16 protein-coding genes are annotated in these 18,510 nt (G+C 68.1%); 5 read left to right on the top strand and 11 right to left on the bottom strand.

The genetic code is table 11. The annotated features are described in order from the left end of the window. Positions 1-236 precede the first annotated feature (236 nt). The 4 genes from ACKN61_RS17000 to ACKN61_RS16985 form a co-directional block, all read right to left on the bottom strand. Positions 237-1,088, bottom strand: coding sequence for a hypothetical protein (locus tag ACKN61_RS17000; RefSeq protein ID WP_408950516.1), 852 nt, complete (start codon positions 1,086-1,088; stop codon positions 237-239). Between the two features lies 1 nt (position 1,089). After that, positions 1,090-2,046, bottom strand: a complete 957-nt coding sequence (gene tesB, locus ACKN61_RS16995) for an acyl-CoA thioesterase II (RefSeq protein WP_408950515.1) — start codon at positions 2,044-2,046, stop codon at positions 1,090-1,092. Between the two features lie 101 nt (positions 2,047-2,147). Next, a complete protein-coding gene (locus ACKN61_RS16990; protein WP_408950514.1) occupies positions 2,148-3,503 on the bottom strand; it encodes a TolB family protein in 1,356 nt (451 codons plus the stop codon). Between the two features lie 191 nt (positions 3,504-3,694). Further along, positions 3,695-4,255 (bottom strand): N-acetylmuramoyl-L-alanine amidase, encoded by a 561-nt coding sequence (locus ACKN61_RS16985; RefSeq protein ID WP_408950513.1) that lies wholly within the window; start codon positions 4,253-4,255, stop codon positions 3,695-3,697. A 39-nt stretch (positions 4,256-4,294) separates the two neighbouring features. On the opposite strand from ACKN61_RS16985, the gene ACKN61_RS16980 reads away from it, so the two are divergent. The 5 genes from ACKN61_RS16980 (at position 4,295) to ACKN61_RS16960 (ending at position 10,360) form a co-directional block, all read left to right on the top strand. Further along, positions 4,295-4,834: an MOSC domain-containing protein gene (locus ACKN61_RS16980; RefSeq protein WP_408950512.1), complete on the top strand. Its 540-nt coding sequence runs from the start codon at positions 4,295-4,297 to the stop codon at positions 4,832-4,834. A gap of 21 nt (positions 4,835-4,855) precedes the next feature. After that, positions 4,856-5,386: an alpha/beta hydrolase gene (locus tag ACKN61_RS16975; RefSeq protein ID WP_031373509.1), complete on the top strand. Its 531-nt coding sequence runs from the start codon at positions 4,856-4,858 to the stop codon at positions 5,384-5,386. A gap of 12 nt (positions 5,387-5,398) precedes the next feature. Beyond that, positions 5,399-7,711, top strand: coding sequence for a bifunctional 23S rRNA (guanine(2069)-N(7))-methyltransferase RlmK/23S rRNA (guanine(2445)-N(2))-methyltransferase RlmL (gene rlmKL / locus ACKN61_RS16970; protein ID WP_408950511.1), 2,313 nt, complete (start codon positions 5,399-5,401; stop codon positions 7,709-7,711). A 58-nt stretch (positions 7,712-7,769) separates the two neighbouring features. Further along, complete coding sequence (locus ACKN61_RS16965; RefSeq protein WP_408950510.1) at positions 7,770-8,363, top strand: class I SAM-dependent methyltransferase; 594 nt, start codon at positions 7,770-7,772, stop codon at positions 8,361-8,363. A gap of 1,136 nt (positions 8,364-9,499) precedes the next feature. Beyond that, the gene (locus ACKN61_RS16960) at positions 9,500-10,360 is read left to right on the top strand and encodes a pirin family protein (RefSeq protein ID WP_408950509.1); all 861 of its coding nucleotides are present in this window, start codon (positions 9,500-9,502) and stop codon (positions 10,358-10,360) included. Between the two features lie 149 nt (positions 10,361-10,509). Here the strand turns inward: ACKN61_RS16960 and aqpZ are convergent, their stop codons facing one another. From aqpZ to mfd, 7 genes are all read right to left on the bottom strand, one after another. Next, positions 10,510-11,220 carry an aquaporin Z gene (gene aqpZ / locus ACKN61_RS16955; protein ID WP_031373306.1) on the bottom strand — a complete coding sequence of 237 codons (711 nt, stop codon included), beginning with the start codon at positions 11,218-11,220 and terminating at the stop codon, positions 10,510-10,512. A 215-nt stretch (positions 11,221-11,435) separates the two neighbouring features. Beyond that, the gene (locus ACKN61_RS16950) at positions 11,436-11,903 is read right to left on the bottom strand and encodes a hypothetical protein (RefSeq protein WP_152566337.1); all 468 of its coding nucleotides are present in this window, start codon (positions 11,901-11,903) and stop codon (positions 11,436-11,438) included. A gap of 95 nt (positions 11,904-11,998) precedes the next feature. Beyond that, a complete protein-coding gene (locus ACKN61_RS16945; protein ID WP_408950508.1) occupies positions 11,999-12,859 on the bottom strand; it encodes a pirin family protein in 861 nt (286 codons plus the stop codon). A gap of 127 nt (positions 12,860-12,986) precedes the next feature. Beyond that, a complete protein-coding gene (locus ACKN61_RS16940; protein WP_408950507.1) occupies positions 12,987-13,394 on the bottom strand; it encodes a hypothetical protein in 408 nt (135 codons plus the stop codon). 89 nt (positions 13,395-13,483) lie between these two features. Then, entirely contained in the window at positions 13,484-14,002 is a 519-nt protein-coding gene (locus tag ACKN61_RS16935; RefSeq protein WP_408950506.1) for a histidine phosphatase family protein, read from the bottom strand. Positions 14,003-14,021: 19 nt separating this feature from the next. Next, a complete protein-coding gene (locus tag ACKN61_RS16930; protein WP_408950505.1) occupies positions 14,022-14,510 on the bottom strand; it encodes a GlcG/HbpS family heme-binding protein in 489 nt (162 codons plus the stop codon). Between the two features lie 393 nt (positions 14,511-14,903). After that, positions 14,904-18,386: a transcription-repair coupling factor gene (gene mfd / locus ACKN61_RS16925; protein WP_408950504.1), complete on the bottom strand. Its 3,483-nt coding sequence runs from the start codon at positions 18,384-18,386 to the stop codon at positions 14,904-14,906. Positions 18,387-18,510 lie beyond the last annotated feature (124 nt).

Genomic DNA, 18,510 nt, shown 5'->3' with positions numbered 1-18,510 from the left:
CGGCAGGGCCCCGAGGGGCACCCGAGGGCGTGCGGCGGACGATGGGGCGGGCATTGGGCCGGGCGTCGGGCGCGGCATCATCAGGGTTCTCCGGGCAGCGGCATCGCGCGATGCCTGTCCACCATGACGTCGTGCCGGCGGAAATGTGACCGCAGCGGCCGAGATCGTCCACGCGCCGTGCGCTTGGCCCGACGTCGGGCCGGGGTTCGGTGCCGGGCGGGGCGGCCGGAGCCGCCTCAGCCCATCGCGCGCACGGTCTTGAGCACCTTCACCACGGTCCACTTACCGGCGACCCGCTTGACCTCCAGGGTCTTGTAAACCGCCGCCAGGCGGTGGTGATAAGCGGTGTACTCGATGGTGCCGCCGTCGACGCTGTTGGGCCGGAAGGCGTGGACCTGGATCAACTCGGCCGGTTTGCCGTCGCGGGCGTGGCTGCCCTGGTCTTCGTCGGCGATCTCCACGCACTGGCTCATCGGCAGCAGGCGCAGGCCCGGGCGGGCGAGAGCGGTCAGCAGTTTGCGCGGGGCGTCGCGGCGGTCGATGCGCAGGCATTGGGTCGGCTGGTCGGCCTCGGCCAGCTGCTGGGCGAACACCGCGGCGGCGAGCGCGTCGGGCACCGCGGCGACGCTGCCGTCGAACTTGTGTTTCTGCAGCGCGACTTCGGCCGCGTCTACCGGCGGCGCGGCGGCCGGGCGGTTGCGCAGGTTATGGATCATCGCCAGGGCGAGCACGATGGCGATACACAGCAGCAGGCCGACCTTGATGCGGAAGGCGCGTTTCTGCCCGGGCGTGCGGGTCTGGTCGATGCGCGACTCGAAACGGAACGGCGCGTGGCTGGGCTCCTCGGCGCGGGTGCTGTCGATCAGCCCGGCTTCGCGCAGCAGGTCGCGCGCGCGCAGCTGATCGCTGGAGCGCACCACCCACACCGCGGGGCGCTCGGCGCCCGGTTCGCTGTACTTGAAACTGGAGCGGCGATTGCCCTTGTAGGAACGATCGTTGGTGACGCGCACTTCTATACCGGCGTCGCGCAACAACTGCGCCACGCCTTCGACGTTTTCCAGACGCGGACTACTGAAAACCTGTCTCATGTCAGTCCTTCGCCGGTACGTTGCGGGCCGCGGCGGCGTCGTGCACTACTGGGGCATCCTTGTTCTGATCCGCTACGACGCGTACATCTTTCTTCTGATCCGCTACCACGCGGATCAGGCCCTCCTGCGCGCTGCTCGCGACCAGGCGGCCGTGGCGATCGAAGATCTGGCCGCGCGCCAGGCCGCGCGCGCCCTGCGCGCTGGGGCTGTCGATCGAATACAGCAGCCAGTCGTCGGCGCGGAACGGGCGGTGGAACCACAAGGCATGGTCGAGCGAGGCCATCTGCACGTTCGGCTGGTAATAGCTGATGCCGTGCGGAAAGGTCGCGGTGCCGAGCAGATGGAAATCCGAGGCGTAGGCGAGCAGGGCGCGATGCAACTCCGGCGCGTCGCCGACCGGTTCGCTCAGGCGGAACCAGACCTGCTGATACGGCGGGCGCTTGGGCGGGTTGAGCTCGTCGCGCGGATAGACGTGGCGGAACTCGAACGGCCCTTGTCGCGACAACCAGCGCTGGATCTTGGTCGGCAGGGTCGCCATGACCTCGGCCGGCACCGCCGGCGCCGGATCGATGTCTTCGGGCTTGGGCACCTCCGGCATCGACAGCTGATGCTCGCCGCCTTCCTGCGCTTCCTGGAACGAAGCGGCGAGGAAAAAGATCGGCTGGCCATGCTGGATCGCGGTGACGCGGCGCACCGAGAAACTGCCGCCGTCGCGGGTGCGGTCGGCCTGGTAGACGATCGGCGCTTCGATGTCGCCGGCCTTGAGGAAATAAGCGTGCAGCGAATGCGCGTCGCGGGCGCTGTCGAGGGTCGCCTGCGCGGCCGACAGCGCCTGGCCCAGGACCTGGCCGCCGAACACGTACTTGGTGCCGATGTCGCGGCTCTGGCCGCGGAACAGATTGTCTTCCAGCCGTTCCAGCGACAGCAGTTCGATCAGTTCGGAAACGGGGGAACTCATGCGGCCGGGCCTGCGAAAAACGAGGCCGGCAGTATAGCGGAGGGCCGGCGCAGGCTCGGCCAGGCGCTAAAACGAAGGGCCCGCTGCCGGGCCCTTCGGGGTCATCTCGCCTTTGAGCAGGCCGAAGCAGGCGCACTCGGGCGGGCGTCGGACAGGTACACCCCGGAGCCGGACACGCCTGCGATCAGGTTGCCCGAGCCGGACAGGAAGGCCACGCGCAGGCCGTCGGCGCTGATCGCGGTGAACGTGCCGTCCTCCGGCGCGCCGGTGATTCGGTGCGGCGACAGCAGCTTGGTGGCACCGTTGCCGAGTTCGCGACGGTAGATGCCGCCCCAGACGCTCGGGCCCGGCGCTGGCGAGCTGTAGGCGAGGTAGCGGCCGTCGTCGCTGAGCGCCGGCCAGCGGCTGCTATGCGGTGCGGGCGCGTTATTCGGGTTACGGGTGATCATGCTCAGCGTCAGGTTGTGCGTATCGCGCACGAACACTTGCTGGGTCAGGAGGGTCGCAGTATTGCCGGTCAGGTTGGGCGCGGCGCTGCGGAAGGCGACGAAGCGGCCATCGCCGCTGAGCGAGAAATAATCGTCGCCGACGCCCATGTCGGCGACCGCGCCGCTGTTGTTGCGGTCGATCAGCTGATTGGTCCCGGTGTTGAGATCGCGCAGATAGACGTGCGAATTACCGGCTGGAATTTCCAGGTCGGCGACCATGTCGGCCGCGCTGCTGCGGAACACGACGTGGCGGCCGTCGGCGCTGATCCTCGGGTACTGGGCGATGACCGGGTTGCCATGGCGATCGCGGCTGACCAGGACCATCTGGTCGAGCTGGATGTCGTAGACGTAGACATTGGTTACCGAGGCGGCGTGAGGCACCAGGTTCCTGGCATTGGATTCGAACGCGAGGTAGCGGCCGTCGGCGCTGAACGAGGGATAGGCGCTGGTGCCGCCGTAGCCGTTGGTGCGCGGCCGGGTGACCCAGCGGACCCTGGCCGGGTAGCCGACCGCGAGGTGCCGGTCGACCAGATACAGGTCCGCGGCATTGTGGACGTCGTCGCCGCCGCTGCTCGCCTGGTCGAGGTTGTCTGCCTCGGAGATGAAAGCGGCATAACGGCCGTCGCCGCTGAGCGCCGAACGGCCGAGCGAACCGCCGGATGCACCGTTGGGCGGCTGACCGTCCCAGGTGGTGCTGACCAGTTCGGTGCGCCGGCAGGCGATGTCGTAGACGAATACGTCGTGGCCGAAGAAACCGTCGCCGCCCGGCGCCACGAAGCCCGAGGAGCCGGAGCTGAAGATCGCCCAGTTGCCGTCGGCGCTGAGTTGCGGGTGGTTGGCATTGAGCGGGCTGTTGGGTTGCTGGTAAACGTGGCTGAGCAGTTTCAGCTCGGCCTGGGCGAACGCCGGGGCGGCAGGCAGGGCGAAGGCGACCGCGGTCGCCACAGCGAGCATGGTTGAGCGTGTCATGCAGAGGGTTCCTTGATCCTTGGATTGGGCGCATCGCCTGGCCGGCCTGGCCGGCTGGGAGTGGCGCGGGCTGTGCCGAGCAGCGAGTCCCGTCGGCACTCGCCAGTAGAGCAAGAATGCGTCGCTGCGGTTGCGATCAGCGGCTCGTTGCCGTGTCGGATCTATGTGGACCGGCGCTGCGGCTCAGACGCTCAAGGCAGCCGTTGCAGCCCACAGGCATCAAGCACTTGCGGCCACGGAAAGCGCGGGCCGGGGTCGAGTTTGCGGCGCACGCGGCGGGCCGGGTCGTCGCTCGCTTCGACCTCGGTCGTGTCCAGGTCTTCGTGTCCGGCGATCAGGCCCAGCGAGGGCAGTTGCGCGCGCAATGCCGCCAGCAAAGCCAGCAAGGCCTCGATCTGCTGCGGCGTGTAGGCCTCGTCCATGGCCTGGTGGCGCGAATCCAGCCAGTTCGGATAGCGCCCGGTGTTGACCAGCTCGATGCCGATCGAACGTTCGTTGTACCCGCGTGTGTGGTGGGCGATGCGTTCCGGCGCAACGTAGCGCGAGACGCTGCCGTCGCGGTCGACGTAGTAGTGGCCGCTGTTGCCGGTGCCGGATTGCGGGTAGAGCACGCGTTCGCCGTATTCGCGTGCGGTGGCCAGGTCCGGCAGCTCGGTGCAGTGGATCACCACCAGGTCGATCGTCGCGGGGGCGCGCGCCTGCAACCGCGCTTCGTAGGGCAGGGGGGCGAGGACGAGGTTCAGGGGCGGCATGAGGGCGGATGCTACCATTCGCCCTCACACGGAGCCCCCATGACCCTGCCGCCCGCCGACTCCGCGCTAGGAAAACTCATGGCCACGCTGCCGCGTCCGGGCCGCGTGGAATGGATCGGGATCCGCCCTGCGCGGGGCACCGCGATGCAGGCGCTCGACGCAGTCCTGGCCCAGGCCGGCGCCGGTCTGGCCGGCGATCGCTACAAGGGCAGCAGCGGCGAGCGCGGCATCACCCTGATCCAGGCCGAACACCTGCCGGTGATCGCGGCCCTGGCCGGGCTGGACGCGGTCGAACCGGCGCGCCTGCGCCGCAACATCGTCGTCTCGGGATTGCCGTTGATCGCCCTCAAGGGGCGGCGCTTCCGTCTCGGCGAGGTTTTGCTCGAAGGCACCGAGTCCTGCGATCCGTGCTCGATGATGGAAGCCGCGCTCGGTCCCGGCGGTTTCAACGCGATGCGCGGCCACGGCGGCCTGTGCGCGCGCATTCTCGAAGGCGGCACGATCCGGCGCGGCGATGCGCTGATCGCGCTGGCCGATAGCGAAGCGCCGGTCTCCGCCGTCGACGGCGACGCGGTTTGATTCTCACCACGATCTGAGCGCATGGCGACTTCCGGACACTGCATCCTTTCCCATGGCTTCGAAAGCGGCCCCGACGCGACCAAGGTCACCGCCCTGGCCGAGGTCGCGGCGCGTTACGGCTGGACCCACGAGCGCCCGGACTACACCGACCTCGACGCCAATCGCGAGGTCAGCGAACTCGGCGACGTGCCGGCGCGCATGCAGCGCCTGCTCGCCCTGACCCGCGCCGCGGCCGCGCGCGGCCCGGTGCTGCTGGCCGGCTCCAGCCTCGGCGCCTACATCTCCGGATGGGTATCGATGCAGGTGAAGCCGGCCGGCCTGTTCCTGATGGCGCCGCCGATCCGCATGGGACACGCCGAGCCGATGCAGGCCGCCGATGTACCGATCAGCATCATCCACGGCTGGGACGACGAATTGATCCCCGCCGCCGACGTCGTCGCCTGGGCCCAGCCGCGCCGTGCGCGCCTGCTGCTGGTCGACGACAGCCACCGGCTTTCGGCGCATGTCGAAGGCAGTGCGGAAGCCTTCGCGCGTCTGCTCGAACGAATCTGAGTAAGCACCACCATGAGTAAGTTTTACGCAAGCTGCGGCAAGGGCCTGGAATACCTGCTCGCCGACGAATTGATCGCGCTGGGCTGCCAGCGCGCGACCGCCGCGACCGCCGGCGTCAACGTCGAAGGCGAGTTGGCCGATGCGCAGCGCGCGGTGCTGTGGTCGCGCCTGGCCAGCCGGGTGCTGTGGCCGATCGCCGAATTCGACTGCCCCGACGAACACGCCTTGTATGCCGGCGTCGCCGCCGTGCCGTGGCCGGAGCACATGGAGAGCGTGCACACGCTCGCGGTCGATGCGCACGTCTCCGGCGAAGCCATCACCCATGCGCGCTACGCCGCGCAGCGGATCAAGGACGCGGTGGTCGACGTGATGCGCGCGCAAACCGGCGCGCGCCCCGACGTCGACACCGATGCACCCGACCTGCGCCTGAATTTCGTCCTGCGCAAGGGCCGCGGCATCCTCTCGATCGATCTCGGCGGCGGCTCCCTGCATCGGCGCGGTTGGCGCCAGAAGCAGGGCGAGGCGCCGCTCAAGGAAAACCTCGCTGCGGCGGTGTTGCTGCGAGGCGGCTGGCCGAAGGTCTACGCCCAGGGCGGCAGCCTGTTCGACCCGATGTGCGGCAGCGGCACCTTGCTGATCGAAGGCGCGCTCATGGCCGCCGACGTCGCGCCGGGCCTGCTGCGCCATGGCGCGTTGCCGCCGACCCGCTGGCGCGGTTTCGACTTCGCCGGCTGGCGCGCGCTGTGCGACGACGCGCGCACGCGCGAAGCCGCCGGTCGCGCGGCCCTGCGTCCGGCCTTCGCCGGCAGCGACGTCGACCCGCATGCGATCCGTTCGGCGCGCGACAACGAGGTCATGGCCGACCTGGCCGGCGTGATCGCATGGAACGTGGCCGCGGTCGAATCCCTGCAGACCCTGCCGCTGGCGCAAGCGCCTGCGCAGCCTGCCGACCGTCATCCCCGCGAAGGCGGGGATCCGGGGCTGCATCGCGATGAGACTTTGGGTATCGAGAAAAGCGGGGCCGGGCAGGAGCGTGGCTTCGATGAAACCGCTGCGGCGGTTGCGTACTCTGCCACCCCAGTTGGACTGGTCGTCTGCAACCCGCCCTACGACGCGCGCCTGGCCGCCGACCCCGCGCTGTACCGCGCGCTCGGCGAGGCGCTCAAGCGCCTGGTGCCGAGCTGGCGTGCGAGCCTGCTGTGCGGCGACGCCGCGCTGGCCCAGGCCACCGGTCTGCGCGCGGGCAAGAAGTACCAGATCTTCAACGGCGCGATCGAATGCGCGCTGATCGTCTGCGACCCGATCGCCCGCGTCGGCCATGCCGAACAGCGCGCCAAGGCCGAGGACGCCGCGCCGCAGCCTTTGTCGGAAGGCGCGCAGATGGTCGCCAACCGGCTGCGCAAGAACCTGCGCAAGCTCAAGTCCTGGCGCGAGCGCGAGGGGATCACCTGTTTCCGTGCCTACGACGCCGACCTGCCCGAGTACTCGGCGGCGATCGACGTCTACGCCAGCGACGAAGCCGAGCCGCGCACCTATCTGCACATCCAGGAATACGCCGCGCCGGCGGATATTCCCGAGGCCGACCAGCGTCGCCGCCGCAACGAGTTGTTCGCCGCCGCGCGCGAAGTGTTCGCGGTGCCGCGCGAACGCGTGGCGCTGAAGACCCGCAGCCGCGGTAAGGGCGGCAGCAAGTACGGTCAACTCGACCAGCGCGGCGAAGTGCTGGTCGTGCGCGAGGGCGCCGCGCGCCTGCGCGTAAACCCGTTCGACTATCTCGACACCGGCCTGTTCCTCGATCACCGGCCGATGCGCCTGCGCATCGCCGCCGAGGCGCGCGGCCGCCGTTTCCTCAACCTGTTCGGCTACACCGGCGCGGCGACCGTGCAGGCCGCGGTCGGCGGCGCCAACGAAACCACCACGGTCGACCTGTCGGCGACCTATCTGCAGTGGTGCGCCGACAACCTGCGCGAGAACGGCATGAGCGGGGCCCAGCACCGCCTGGTCCAGGCCGATGCGCTGGCCTGGCTGGAAGCCGACCGCAGCCGCTTCGACCTGATCTTCTGCGACCCGCCGACGTTCTCCAATTCCGCGCGCGCCGACGACTTCGACATCCAGCGCGAACACGTGCGCCTGCTGCGCGCCGCCGTCGCGCGCCTGGCCGATAACGGCGTGCTGTATTTTTCCAACAACTTCCGCCGCTTCCGCCTCGACACCGAGGCCGTCGCCCAGTTCGCGCAGTGCGAAGAAATCAGCGCCGAGACCATTCCGGTCGATTTCGCCCGCGATGCGCGCATCCATCGGTGCTGGCGAGTGGAGCCGCGTTGATGCGGTTGTCGGTGGTCCTGATCGCAACAGGCGGATGCTCCGCTGTGGAGTTCCAGCCATGAAGCCGCATCGCAAAGTCGGTACCTGGACGTTTTTCCGGCAGTGGCTCAAGAACCCGCTGCGCGTGGCCGCGGTTGCGCCGTCCAGCGCCGAACTGGCCGCGGCGATGATCGCCGAGCTGCCCGACGACGTGACCCGCGTGATCGAGCTCGGCGGCGGCACCGGCGCGATCACCCGCGCCTTGCTCGAAGCCGGCATTCGCGACGAAGACCTGCTGGTGCTTGAGCTCAACGAAGAGCTGCACGCGCATCTGCATCTGCGCTTCCCGCGCGTGCCGGTGCTGCTGGGCGATGCGCGCGAGCTACCGCAGCTCGCGCGCGAACACGGTTATCTCGAGCAAGGGCCGGCCGATGCGATCGTGTCCGGGCTCGGCCTGTTGACCATGCCGCACCCGCTGCAGCGCGACATTCTCAAGGCGGCGTTCGCCTGTCTCAAGGACGACGGCGTGTTCGTGCAGTTCACCTACGGCCCGGCCGCGCCGGTCGCCGATGCGGTCGCCCGCGCGCTGTCCCTGCAGGTGCGCCGCGGCGACTTCGTGCTGCGCAACGTGCCGCCGGCGACGGTGTTCGTATACTCGCGTATTCGCCGCTGAGCCGCAGATCCGGGGTAGGAGAGGCGCGAACTGCGACCGTGCCGTTTCAATCTGACGGCACGGTTGGCGTAGCCCCTGTAGGAGCGGCGTAAGCCGCGACCGCGCAGCCGGCGGCCTCCGGCGTTCCCTTAAAGACAAGTGCAGAGCTTCCGTCCGCTGGCGCGGCCGGGTTACTTTCTTTTGCTAAGCCCAAAAGTCCGTCTGGATTCCCTTCGGTCAAAGGTAACCAAAGAAAAGGGCTCTCCTTGCAAGGGCACAAGCCACGAGTGCGATGCTGTCGCCGGGATTTTTCGATAGGACATCCTTGTCCTATCGAAAAACGGCGCACGTCCTGTGCGCCGCCCTCCGGGTCTTCAGGCGTTCTCGCGAGTTCGGCGTCGCGCCAAGCTCATACGGCAACGGCAACGGTTGCCATGCTCTTAGGGTAGGAGCGGCGCAAGCCGCGACCGCGCAACCACGATCGCCCGCGCTGGCAGCCGTAGATTCGCGGTCGCGGCTTGTGACCGAAGGAAATCCAGTAGGACGCCGCTCCTACCCCTTGAACCGTCGTAGATGCAGGGCTGCTGTTGCTGTGCGCAGCCGAGCACTCGCGAAGGCACGAGAAGACCCGGAGGGCGGCGCGCAGGGATGCGCGCCGTTTTTCATCGGGACAGGGATGTCCCGTATGAAAAATCCCGGCGTCTGCACCGCTCGTGCGGGCCTGTGATTCAAAACAAAGCATTTTTCTTTGGTTATCTTTCTTTTGTTGCTTATGACAAAAGAAAGTAACCCGCCGCTTTAGTGGCGGAAGCTTTTAGCGTTTGATCTGGATCTGGATCTGGATCTGGATCTGGATCCAGGTCTAGCGGGAGCGATGCGACGCGAGAGCGAGCAGCGCGGTCGCGGCTCGCGGCGCTCCTACCCCGGCGAAAGCACGCCGCTTCGATCGACGACGACGGCGATGCCATCGCTGCGCATCCCGCGGTCGCGGCTTGTAACCGAAGGACATCCAGTAGGACGCCGTTTCTATCCTGGGCCTGCGTCCAATATCGTTCTAATTTTGTAACTGATGTTTGCAGTTTAGTCGATATTGTTCCATGTTTGTGGTGTCATCCTAGCGCCCATCGCCAATACGGCGCCCCGTCAGGAGATACCCCATGGCCACCGCCACCCACACCGCTTACGCCCGCGTCGGCCGCAAATTGCGCGGCCAGGCGACTTCCGACGGCGCCGGCGTCCGCCTGACCCGGGTCATCGGCGGCCCTCAGCTGCCCGATCTGGATCCGTTCCTGCTGCTCGATGAATTCGGCACCGACCGTCCCGAGGATTACCTGGCCGGTTTCCCGGAGCATCCGCACCGCGGTTTCGAGACCGTCACCTACATGCTCGACGGGCGCATGCGCCACCGCGACAACCACGGCAACGAAGGCGTGCTCGTGCCCGGCAGCGTGCAGTGGATGACCGCCGGTCGCGGCCTGGTGCACTCGGAAATGCCGGAGCAGGAGGCCGGGCGCATGCGCGGGTTCCAACTGTGGGTGAACCTGCCGGCGAGCGAGAAGATGACCGAGCCCAAGTATCAGGAGTTCGCGCCGGATCGCATCGTGCAACTGCGTCCGGCCGACGGCGTCGAGGTGAAGCTGATTGCCGGCCGCGTCGGCGAGGTCAGCGGCCCGATCGCGCAACCCGCGACCGATCCGGTGTATCTCGATATCGCCCTCGACGCCGATGCGCAGTGGGAGTACGAATTGCCCGAAGGCCACAACGCCTTCGTCTATGTCTACGAAGGCGGCATCGCCGTCGGCGACGGCGAGGATGCGCGCGAGATCGATGCGCAGGAGTTGGCGGTGCTGTCCGGCGGCCACTTGCTCAAGTTGCGCGATAGCGGCCGCGGCAGCCGTCTGATCGTCGTCGCCGGGCGACCGCTGCGCGAGCCGGTCGCGCGCTACGGCCCGTTCGTGATGAACACCAAGCAGGAAGTGATGCAGGCCTTCGTCGATTTCCAGGAAGGCAAGTTCTGAGGAAGCATGCTGGTCGCAACGAACGAAGGGCCACGCGCGAGCGTGGCCCTTCGCTTTCGCGCTGCCCTGATCGCAGCGACGGACGATTGCCTCGAAAAGAAAAGCCGCGTCTTTCGACGCGGCTTTTCGTTACTGCATGAGCGGGCGGCTCAGTCCTTGCCGAGCCAGCGGTACACCGCGCCGCCGAGCAGGCCGCCGACGATGGGCGCCACCCAGAACAGCCACAGCTGGCTGATCGCGGCGCTGCCGGCGAACAGGGCCACGCCGGTCGAACGCGCCGGGTTCACCGAAGTGTTGGTGACCGGGATGCTGATCAGGTGGATCAGGGTCAGGCCCAGGCCGATCGCGATCGGGGCGAAGCCGGCCGGTGCGTTCTTGTGGGTGGCGCCGAGGATGATGATCAGGAACATCGCGGTCATGATCACTTCGGTCAGCAGGGCGGCGTGCATCGAGTAGCCGCCCGGCGACATCAGGTCGAAGCCGTTGCTGGCGAAGGTGCCGGCCGCGTTCGGGTCGTGGACGAAGCTGGGGCTGCCGCTGGCGATCTGCCACAGGATGAAACCGGCGAGCAGGCCGCCGAGCACCTGCGCGACGATGTAGGGGATCAGATCCTTGGCTGCGAAACGGCCGCCGGCCCACAGGCCGAAGCTCACCGCCGGATTGAAGTGGCCGCCGGAAATATGGCCGAGGGCGTAGGCGCCGGTCAGCACGGTCAGGCCGAAGGCCAGCGAGACGCCTAGCAGGCCGATGCCGAGCGGGTTGCCGTCGCCGCCGAAATTCGCTGCGAGCACGGCGCTGCCGCAACCGCCGAGCACCAGCCAGAACGTACCGATGAACTCCGCACCGAGTCGCTTGATCATGATCGTCTTCCTTTTGAGTTATGGGCTTGCACACGGCCCAGGGTCGGACGAGCGCCCTGTTCAGCCAGGGAACGATACGCCACGACCCCATTCAGCCAGGCCGATTCTCATGCTGGCTGACAACTCAAAAATGCGCAACCCGTCACAAAACGGTCGCGGGGCCAGCAAACCGCGACCGCAGTCAAATCGGCTCGGAAAACAGACCCCGCGACGTGCTATTTAGTGCTGCTCAGTCGCGTCGAGGGAAATCGCAGGCCCTCGGTCTGGCCGATGACCTCCCGCAGTTGCTCGGGCGACGTCGCCTGCATCCAGATATGCGCATGCTTGCCGTTGCCGATATCGAGCAAGGTTTCGCGCACCTGGATGTTGGGCTTGCCGGCGAGTTCGCCGCGGTACCAATGCATGGCCTTGCCGTCGATCGTGCTGGCTTCGGCGCGATCGCTGCGCTTGGGCTCGAACGGCGACTTGGAGGCTATGTAGAGGCCGAAGGCTTCCGACTGGTCGGCACGCAGTGCGCGACAGAAGTCGGAATCGGCGCCTGCACGGTGTTCCCAGTGCAGGCCCGAATCGGCCGGTAGAAACGGACAGGCGCCTGAAGCGGCGGGTTCTTGCGCAGACGCACACACGACGAACACCAACGCCAGCCACGGCAATGCGTGCTGGCTCTTTACCCTTGACTTCACGATCGTCCCCCTGGAACCCGATTAGGTCAAAACGGTGCTGGAGCCTTTCAGCCCTGTGACCATAGTCCACTTCGGAGGCGTTGACAAACGTTACGTCATCGTTCAGGTAGAGGAATAAATTCGTGCTCGCCGACGATCTCGCCGAATCGTCCCTCGGCCCAATCCAGCTTGGCCTGTTCGATCCGCTCGCGCGAGCTTGAGACGAAGTTCCACCACAGGTGGCGCGGCCCATCCAGCGGTTCGCCGCCCAGCAGCATGGCCTTGAGCGGGGTCTTGGCGCGCAGGCGCGGGCGGGTGCCGGGGTCGAGCACGACCAGGTGCCGCGCCGGCAGGTCGGCGCCGTCGAGCTGGGCCTCGCCCTCGAGCAGGTACAGCGCGCGCTCGGCGTGGCTGTCCTCGATGTCGAGCTCGGCGCCGGGGTCGAGGTCGATGGCGACGTAGAGGGTGTCGGCGAACACCCGCACCGGCGACTCCTCGCCGAAGCCGCGCCCGGCGACGATGCGCAGCCAGGCGCCGTCGCGACGCTGCTGCGGCAGGGTCGCGGCCGGATGGTGGTGGAAGGCCGGCGCGGTCTCCTCGAACGAGCGCGGCAGCGCCACCCAGGTCTGCATGCCGTGCAGCGGGTGGCCGCTGGCGCGCGGCGCCTGCGGGGTGCGTTCGGAGTGGGCGATGCCGCGGCCGGCGGTCATCCAGTTGACGTCGCCCGGGTTGATGTCCTGGACGCTGCCCAGGGTGTCGCGATGGCCAATCGAGCCGGCCCACAGGAAGGTCACCGTGGCCAAGCCGATATGCGGATGCGGGCGCACGTCGATGCCCTGGCCGGGCTCGAACACGGCCGGGCCGATGTGGTCGACGAACACGAAGGGGCCGACCGACCGCGCCTGGATGCTCGGCACGGCGCGGCGGACTTCGAACCCGCCCAGGTCGTGGACGCGCGGGGCGACGATCGTGGTCATGGCACGGACTCCTGCAGGGGTATGCCGGCAGGTTCGCATGTCTTTTATGCAATCAGGCGCACGGCACTGAAACTCGGTGTTGCACGAAAGAGGCTGGGAATCGCGTTCGCCTCAGCGCGCCTTGCGGTTATTCGGCGTCGACCTTGAGCGTCGCATTCGGCGGTTCGGCGAAATCCAGGCCCTGCACTTCGATGCGCCAGCCGCCGGCGTTTTTACGCGCATCGCTGACGGTGTTGAAGCTCAGCGCCGATTTCGCGCCGTCGGCGCCGGTCCACTCGAACTCCAGCACGGCATCGCCGGCCCAGACGCATTGCACCTTCGGCGGGCAACGCGAGTCGGCGCTGATCGCGACGAAGCGCAGTTGCGAACGGTCCGGCAGGCGGGCCGACTCGCCGCGTGCCAGGCTGAAGGCCTGGCCAGGCGTTGCGGTCTTCGGTGCGGCGGCGTTCTGGCCGGCATGGGCGCAGGCGGTCAGGGCGAGTACGCCGCTCAACAGCGCGGCGGCGAGCGGGGCGGCGGGGAGCATGGGACGCATCGGCGACTCCGTTGAATCACAGGGCGGTCCGGCGGAACCGCGGTCGAGCCAGTCTAGGCCGCCGCGGGCGGGTGCCCAAGCGAGCGGCGTCACCGATCCCGGGTTTGCTCGAAGCTCGCCTGTCCCTGCGCGTCGATGCGCACGACCATGCGGCGGTCGAATTCGGTTTCCGGCATCGGCGCGACGTCGCAGGCGCACAAAGCGGCGGCGATCGCGGGTGCGGTGTTGCTGTGGCCGACTACCAGCACCGTGCCGTCGCGATGATCGCGGCGTAAGGAGGCGGCGAAGTCGGCCGCGGCCTGCTTGGCGTCGTAGCGCGTCGTCGTCAGCCCGTGCGCGCGCGCGGTCGGTTCGCCGGTCTGCTGGGTGCGGCGATACTCGGTGGCATAAACCGCGCGCATCGGCGCTTGCGCCAGTGAAGCGGCGAGGCGTTCGGCGCGCGCCTGTCCGGCTTCGCTGAGCGAGGGGTCGCGCGGGTCGTCCGTACTCTTTTCGGCGTGGCGCACGACCACGTAGGTGAGCAGCGTTTCCGGCTCGGCCGGCCGGGTCGCGCAGCCGCCAAGCGCGAGGCTCAGGGCGAGGGCGGTGGTGCAGATGATCGAGCGCATGGCGTGTCCTCGCTGGGATTCAATCGCGGAGCAGGTCGGCGCCGGCCTGGGCGATCGCGCCGTCCTGCGCCGCTTGCGCGCCGGATACGCCGATGCCGCCGATGACCTGTTCGCCGAGCAGCAAGCGTACGCCGCCTTCGATCGGGGTGATGCCGGGCAGGCCGAGCACGACCATGTTGCCGTCGCCGAGCAGTTTCTGATGGAACGCGGTGTCGCGGCGATAGTTGGCTGCGTGCACGGCTTTGCCGATGGCGACCTCGACGCTGGAGTTAGGGCTGCCGTCCATGCGCTGGAAATGCAGCAGGCGGCCGGCCTCGTCGACGATCGCGATGGCGACGTTGAGGCCGTCGGCGCGCGCCTTGTCCTCGGCCGCGGCGGCGATTCGCCTGGCCGCGGCGAGGTTGAGCACGCTGCGCTGCGTCAGTTGCGTCTTCAGCGGCGGCGCCGCAGCGGCTGGAGTGGCGAGGACGAGCAGCAGCGGGGCGAGCAGAAGCGGGAGGTGGGGCATGGGGCGCTCGGGCCTGGAAGGTAAGCGGAGCGTAAGAGGCGCGCGGGTGGTGCGGGAGTGTCTTTTGTACTGGCGTGGGTTGAGCGTTGGAGGTGTTCTCGCTGTGTTTGCTTGGAAGAGCTAAGGCCAAAGCAAATCCCCTCTGGCCCCCTCTGCAAAGGGGGAACTCTACGGGTAAGGAGGCAGTGCTGTGGCGTTCTGGGTGCTATCGGCAGGCTTCGCTGCTCGGCAGGCGCCTTGGCGCTTCGACAGGCCCACCAAGGAAGCGGCTCTTCCCGACACACGAGAAATAGTTCCCCCCTTTGCAAAGGGGGGCTAGGGGGGATTTGCTTTAGCCCGCGGCTCTCCCAAAAAACGGCGGAGAGCCATCTTCCGCGCGGAGCCCGCGCCCGCTCAGTGCTTCTTGTCGAGCAACATCAACAAACCCTTCGCCGCCGCCAGGCGCGCCGGCGCATCCGGCAGGTCCAGTTTGAGCCTGAGTTTGTCCGGGCCGTCCATCTGGTACAGCTTCGGCTGCCCCTGGATCAGCTTGATGATCGACATCGGGTCGACGTTCGGGCGTTCGACGAATTGCACGCGGCCGCCCTTTTCGCCGAGGTCGAGTTTGCGGATGCCCAGGTCGGTCGCGATCAGCTTGAGTTCGGCGACCGCGAACAAATGCTTGGCCGCATCCGGTAGCAGGCCGAAGCGGTCGATCATCTCGACCTGCAACTCGCGCAGTTCCTCGTCGCTGCGCGCGCCGCTGACGCGTTTGTACAAAGTCAGGCGGGTGTGCACGTCGGGCAGGTAGTCGTCGGGGATCAAGGCCGGAATATGCAGTTCGACTTCGGCGCCGCGCGCGTCGGTCGAGTCGACGTCGGGCAGCTTGCCCTGGCGGATCGAACGCACCGCGCGTTCGAGCAGCTCGGTGTACAGGCTGAAACCGACCTCGGCCATCTGCCCGCTCTGGTCCTCGCCGAGCAACTCGCCGGCGCCGCGGATTTCCAGGTCGTGGGTGGCCAGGGTGAAGCCGGCGCCGAGTTCGTCCATCGAGGCGATCGCTTCCAAACGCTTTTGCGCATCGGGGGTGATCGAGCGCTTGTCCGGAATCACCAGATACGCGTAGGCGCGGTGGTGCGAACGGCCGACCCGGCCGCGCAACTGGTGCAATTGCGCCAGGCCGAACTTGTCGGCGCGGTTCATGATGATGGTGTTGGCGTTCGGGATGTCGATGCCCGACTCGATGATGGTCGTGCACAGCAGGACGTTGAAGCGCTGCTTGTGGAAGTCGAGCATCACGCTTTCGAGTTCGCGCTCGGCCATCTGGCCGTGGGCGACGCCGATGCGCGCCTCCGGCACCAGTTCTTCGAGCTGGCGCTTCATGCGGCCGATGCTCTCGACGTCGTTGTGCAGGAAATACACCTGGCCGCCGCGCGCGAGTTCGCGCTGGAACGCCTCGCGCAGCTGCATGTCGTCCCAGGGCACGACGAAGGTCTGCACGGCCAGGCGATGCGCCGGCGGGGTCGCGATGATGCTGAGGTCGCGCAGCCCGGCCATGGCCATGTTGAGGGTACGCGGGATCGGCGTGGCGGTCAGGGTCAGCAAATGGACGTTGGCGCGCAGCGCCTTCAGCGCCTCCTTCTGGCGCACGCCGAAACGCTGCTCTTCGTCGACGATGACCACGCCGAGGTCCTTGAAGCGCACGTCGGGCTGCAACAAACGATGAGTACCGACCACGACATCGATCTTGCCCTCGCTGACTTTCTCCAGCTCGGCCTTGATCTCCTTGGCGCTCTTGAAGCGCGACAGCACCTCGACCTTCAACGGCCAATCGGCGAAGCGGTCGCGCATGGTGCGGTAGTGCTGTTCGGCGAGCAGGGTGGTCGGCACCAGCACCGCGACCTGCTTGCCGGCGGTCGCGGCGACGAAGGCCGCGCGTACCGCGACCTCGGTCTTGCCGAAGCCGACGTCGCCGCAGACCACGCGGTCCATCGGCTGGCTGCTGCTGAGGTCGCGGATCACCGCTTCGATCGCCGAGTGCTGGTCCGGGGTTTCCTCGAACGGGAAGCCGGCCGCGAACGGCTCGTACATCGAGCGGTCGACATCGAGCGCCAGGCCGGCGCGCGCCTGGCGCTTGGCCTGGATCTCGAGCAGTTCGGCGGCGACGTCGCGGACTTTCTCGGCCGCCTTGCGCTTGGCCTTGGTCCATTGCTCGCCGCCGAGCGAGTGCAGCGGCGCGGTTTCGACCGAGGCGCCGGAATAGCGGCTGATCAGGTGCAGCTGCGCGACCGGCACGTACAACCGGTCGCCCTTGGCGTATTCGATCTCGAGGTATTCGCCCGGCTGGCCGCCGGCTTCGAGCACGATCAGGCCGCGGTAACGGCCGACGCCGTGGTCCTCGTGCACGATCGGCGCGCCTTCGGACAACTCGCCGAGGTCGCGGATGATCGCTTCGGGTTCGCGGCCGACGCGCTTGCGCCGGCGCGGCTGCGCGGCGCGTTCGGGAAACAGCTGGCGTTCGGTCAGGATCGCCAGCGGCGGTTCGACCACGGCGAAACCGTCGTCGAACGGCGCCACCGCGATGGCGAAGCGGCTCGGCGAGGCGCTGTTGGCGAACGCGTTCCAGTCGGCGACCACGTCCGGCTTCAGGCCCGCGGCCTGCAACACTTCGAGCAGGGCCTCGCGCCGGCCGGCGGTGTCGGAGGCGATCAGCACGCGGCCGGGGTAGCTGGCCAGGAACGACTTCAACGCTTCGGCGGGAGCGGCGTCGCGCGCCGCGACCGGCAGAGTCGGCGCCGGCTGGTCGCCGAGCGCGAGCGCCTTGGTGCGTTGCGGATGCTGTTCGCCGCACAACTCGATGCGCGCGCCTTCGTTGAGCTTTTCGCGCAGGCCGACCGGGGTCAGGTAGAGCGTGTCGGGCGGCAGCAGCGGGCGTTCGAGATCGTGCCGGCGCTGCTCGTAGCGTTCGCCGGTCTGGGCCCAGAACGCGTCGGCGGCGTCGAGCGCGCCGTCGGCGATTACCGGCAGCACGCGTTCGTCGAGGTAGTCGAACAGGGTTGCGGTCTGCTCGAAGAACAGCGGCAGGTAGTACTCGATGCCCGAGGGCGCGATGCCCGACTTGAGATCCTGGTACAGCGCGCTGCGCCGGGTGTCGAGGTCGAAACGTTCGCGCAGCGCATCGAGCGCGCGCTTGAGCGAGGCATCGTCGAGCGGCACTTCGCGGCCCGGCAACAGCCGCACCGCATCGATCTTGTCGAGCGAGCGTTGCGACTCGGGATCGAAGGCGCGGATGGTCTCGATCTCGTCGTCGAGCAACTCGACCCGGAACGGCGAGTCGGCGCCCATCGGGTAGACGTCGAGCAGGCCGCCGCGCACGGCGAAATCGCCCGGGTCCAACACTTGCGGCACGTGCCGGTAACCGGCCGATTCGAGCCGGCGCTTTTCCGCGTCCAGGTCGAGGCGTTGGCCAACCGCGACGTCGAAGCTGCCGCCGACCACGTGGCGCAGCGGTGCGAGCCGTTGCAACAGCGTCTGCACCGGCACCACGACGATGCCGCGCTTGAGCGTCGGCAGGCGATGCAAGGCCGCCAGACGCTGCGAGACGATGTCCGGGTGCGGACTGAACAGATCGTAGGGCAGGGTTTCCCAGTCCGGGAACGGCAGCACCGGCATGGCGCCGTCGCTGGCGCCGTCGCGGCCGAGCAGGGTGCGCAGATCGGATTCGAGCTGGTGCGCGCCGTGGTTGTCACGCGCGATCGCGAGCAGGGGGCCGTCGTGCTCGGCGGCGGCGCGGGCGATCGCCCAGGCCAGGGCGGAAGGCGAGGCCGGCGCACGCCACCAGGCGCGCTGCTGGCCGATCTTGGGCAGCAGGGACACGGGAGAGGGAGATGATTTCATGGAGTCGGCTAGTTTAGTGGATCGGCCGCGACTGCCGGGCGGGCGGCTGCGCGCTTTGCGCAGGCGATCTGTGCGAGCTTGTTTTTCTGCGCGATCGGTGCCGCTGCGCGGGGCTTGCGTCCGC

The organism is Lysobacter sp. Hz25 (assembly GCF_046097045.1).
GTDB classification, from domain to species: domain Bacteria; phylum Pseudomonadota; class Gammaproteobacteria; order Xanthomonadales; family Xanthomonadaceae; genus Lysobacter; species Lysobacter antibioticus_B.
The sequence above is the reverse complement of the archived record's forward strand: the minus strand, read 5'-3'. Positions and strand labels throughout refer to the sequence as shown.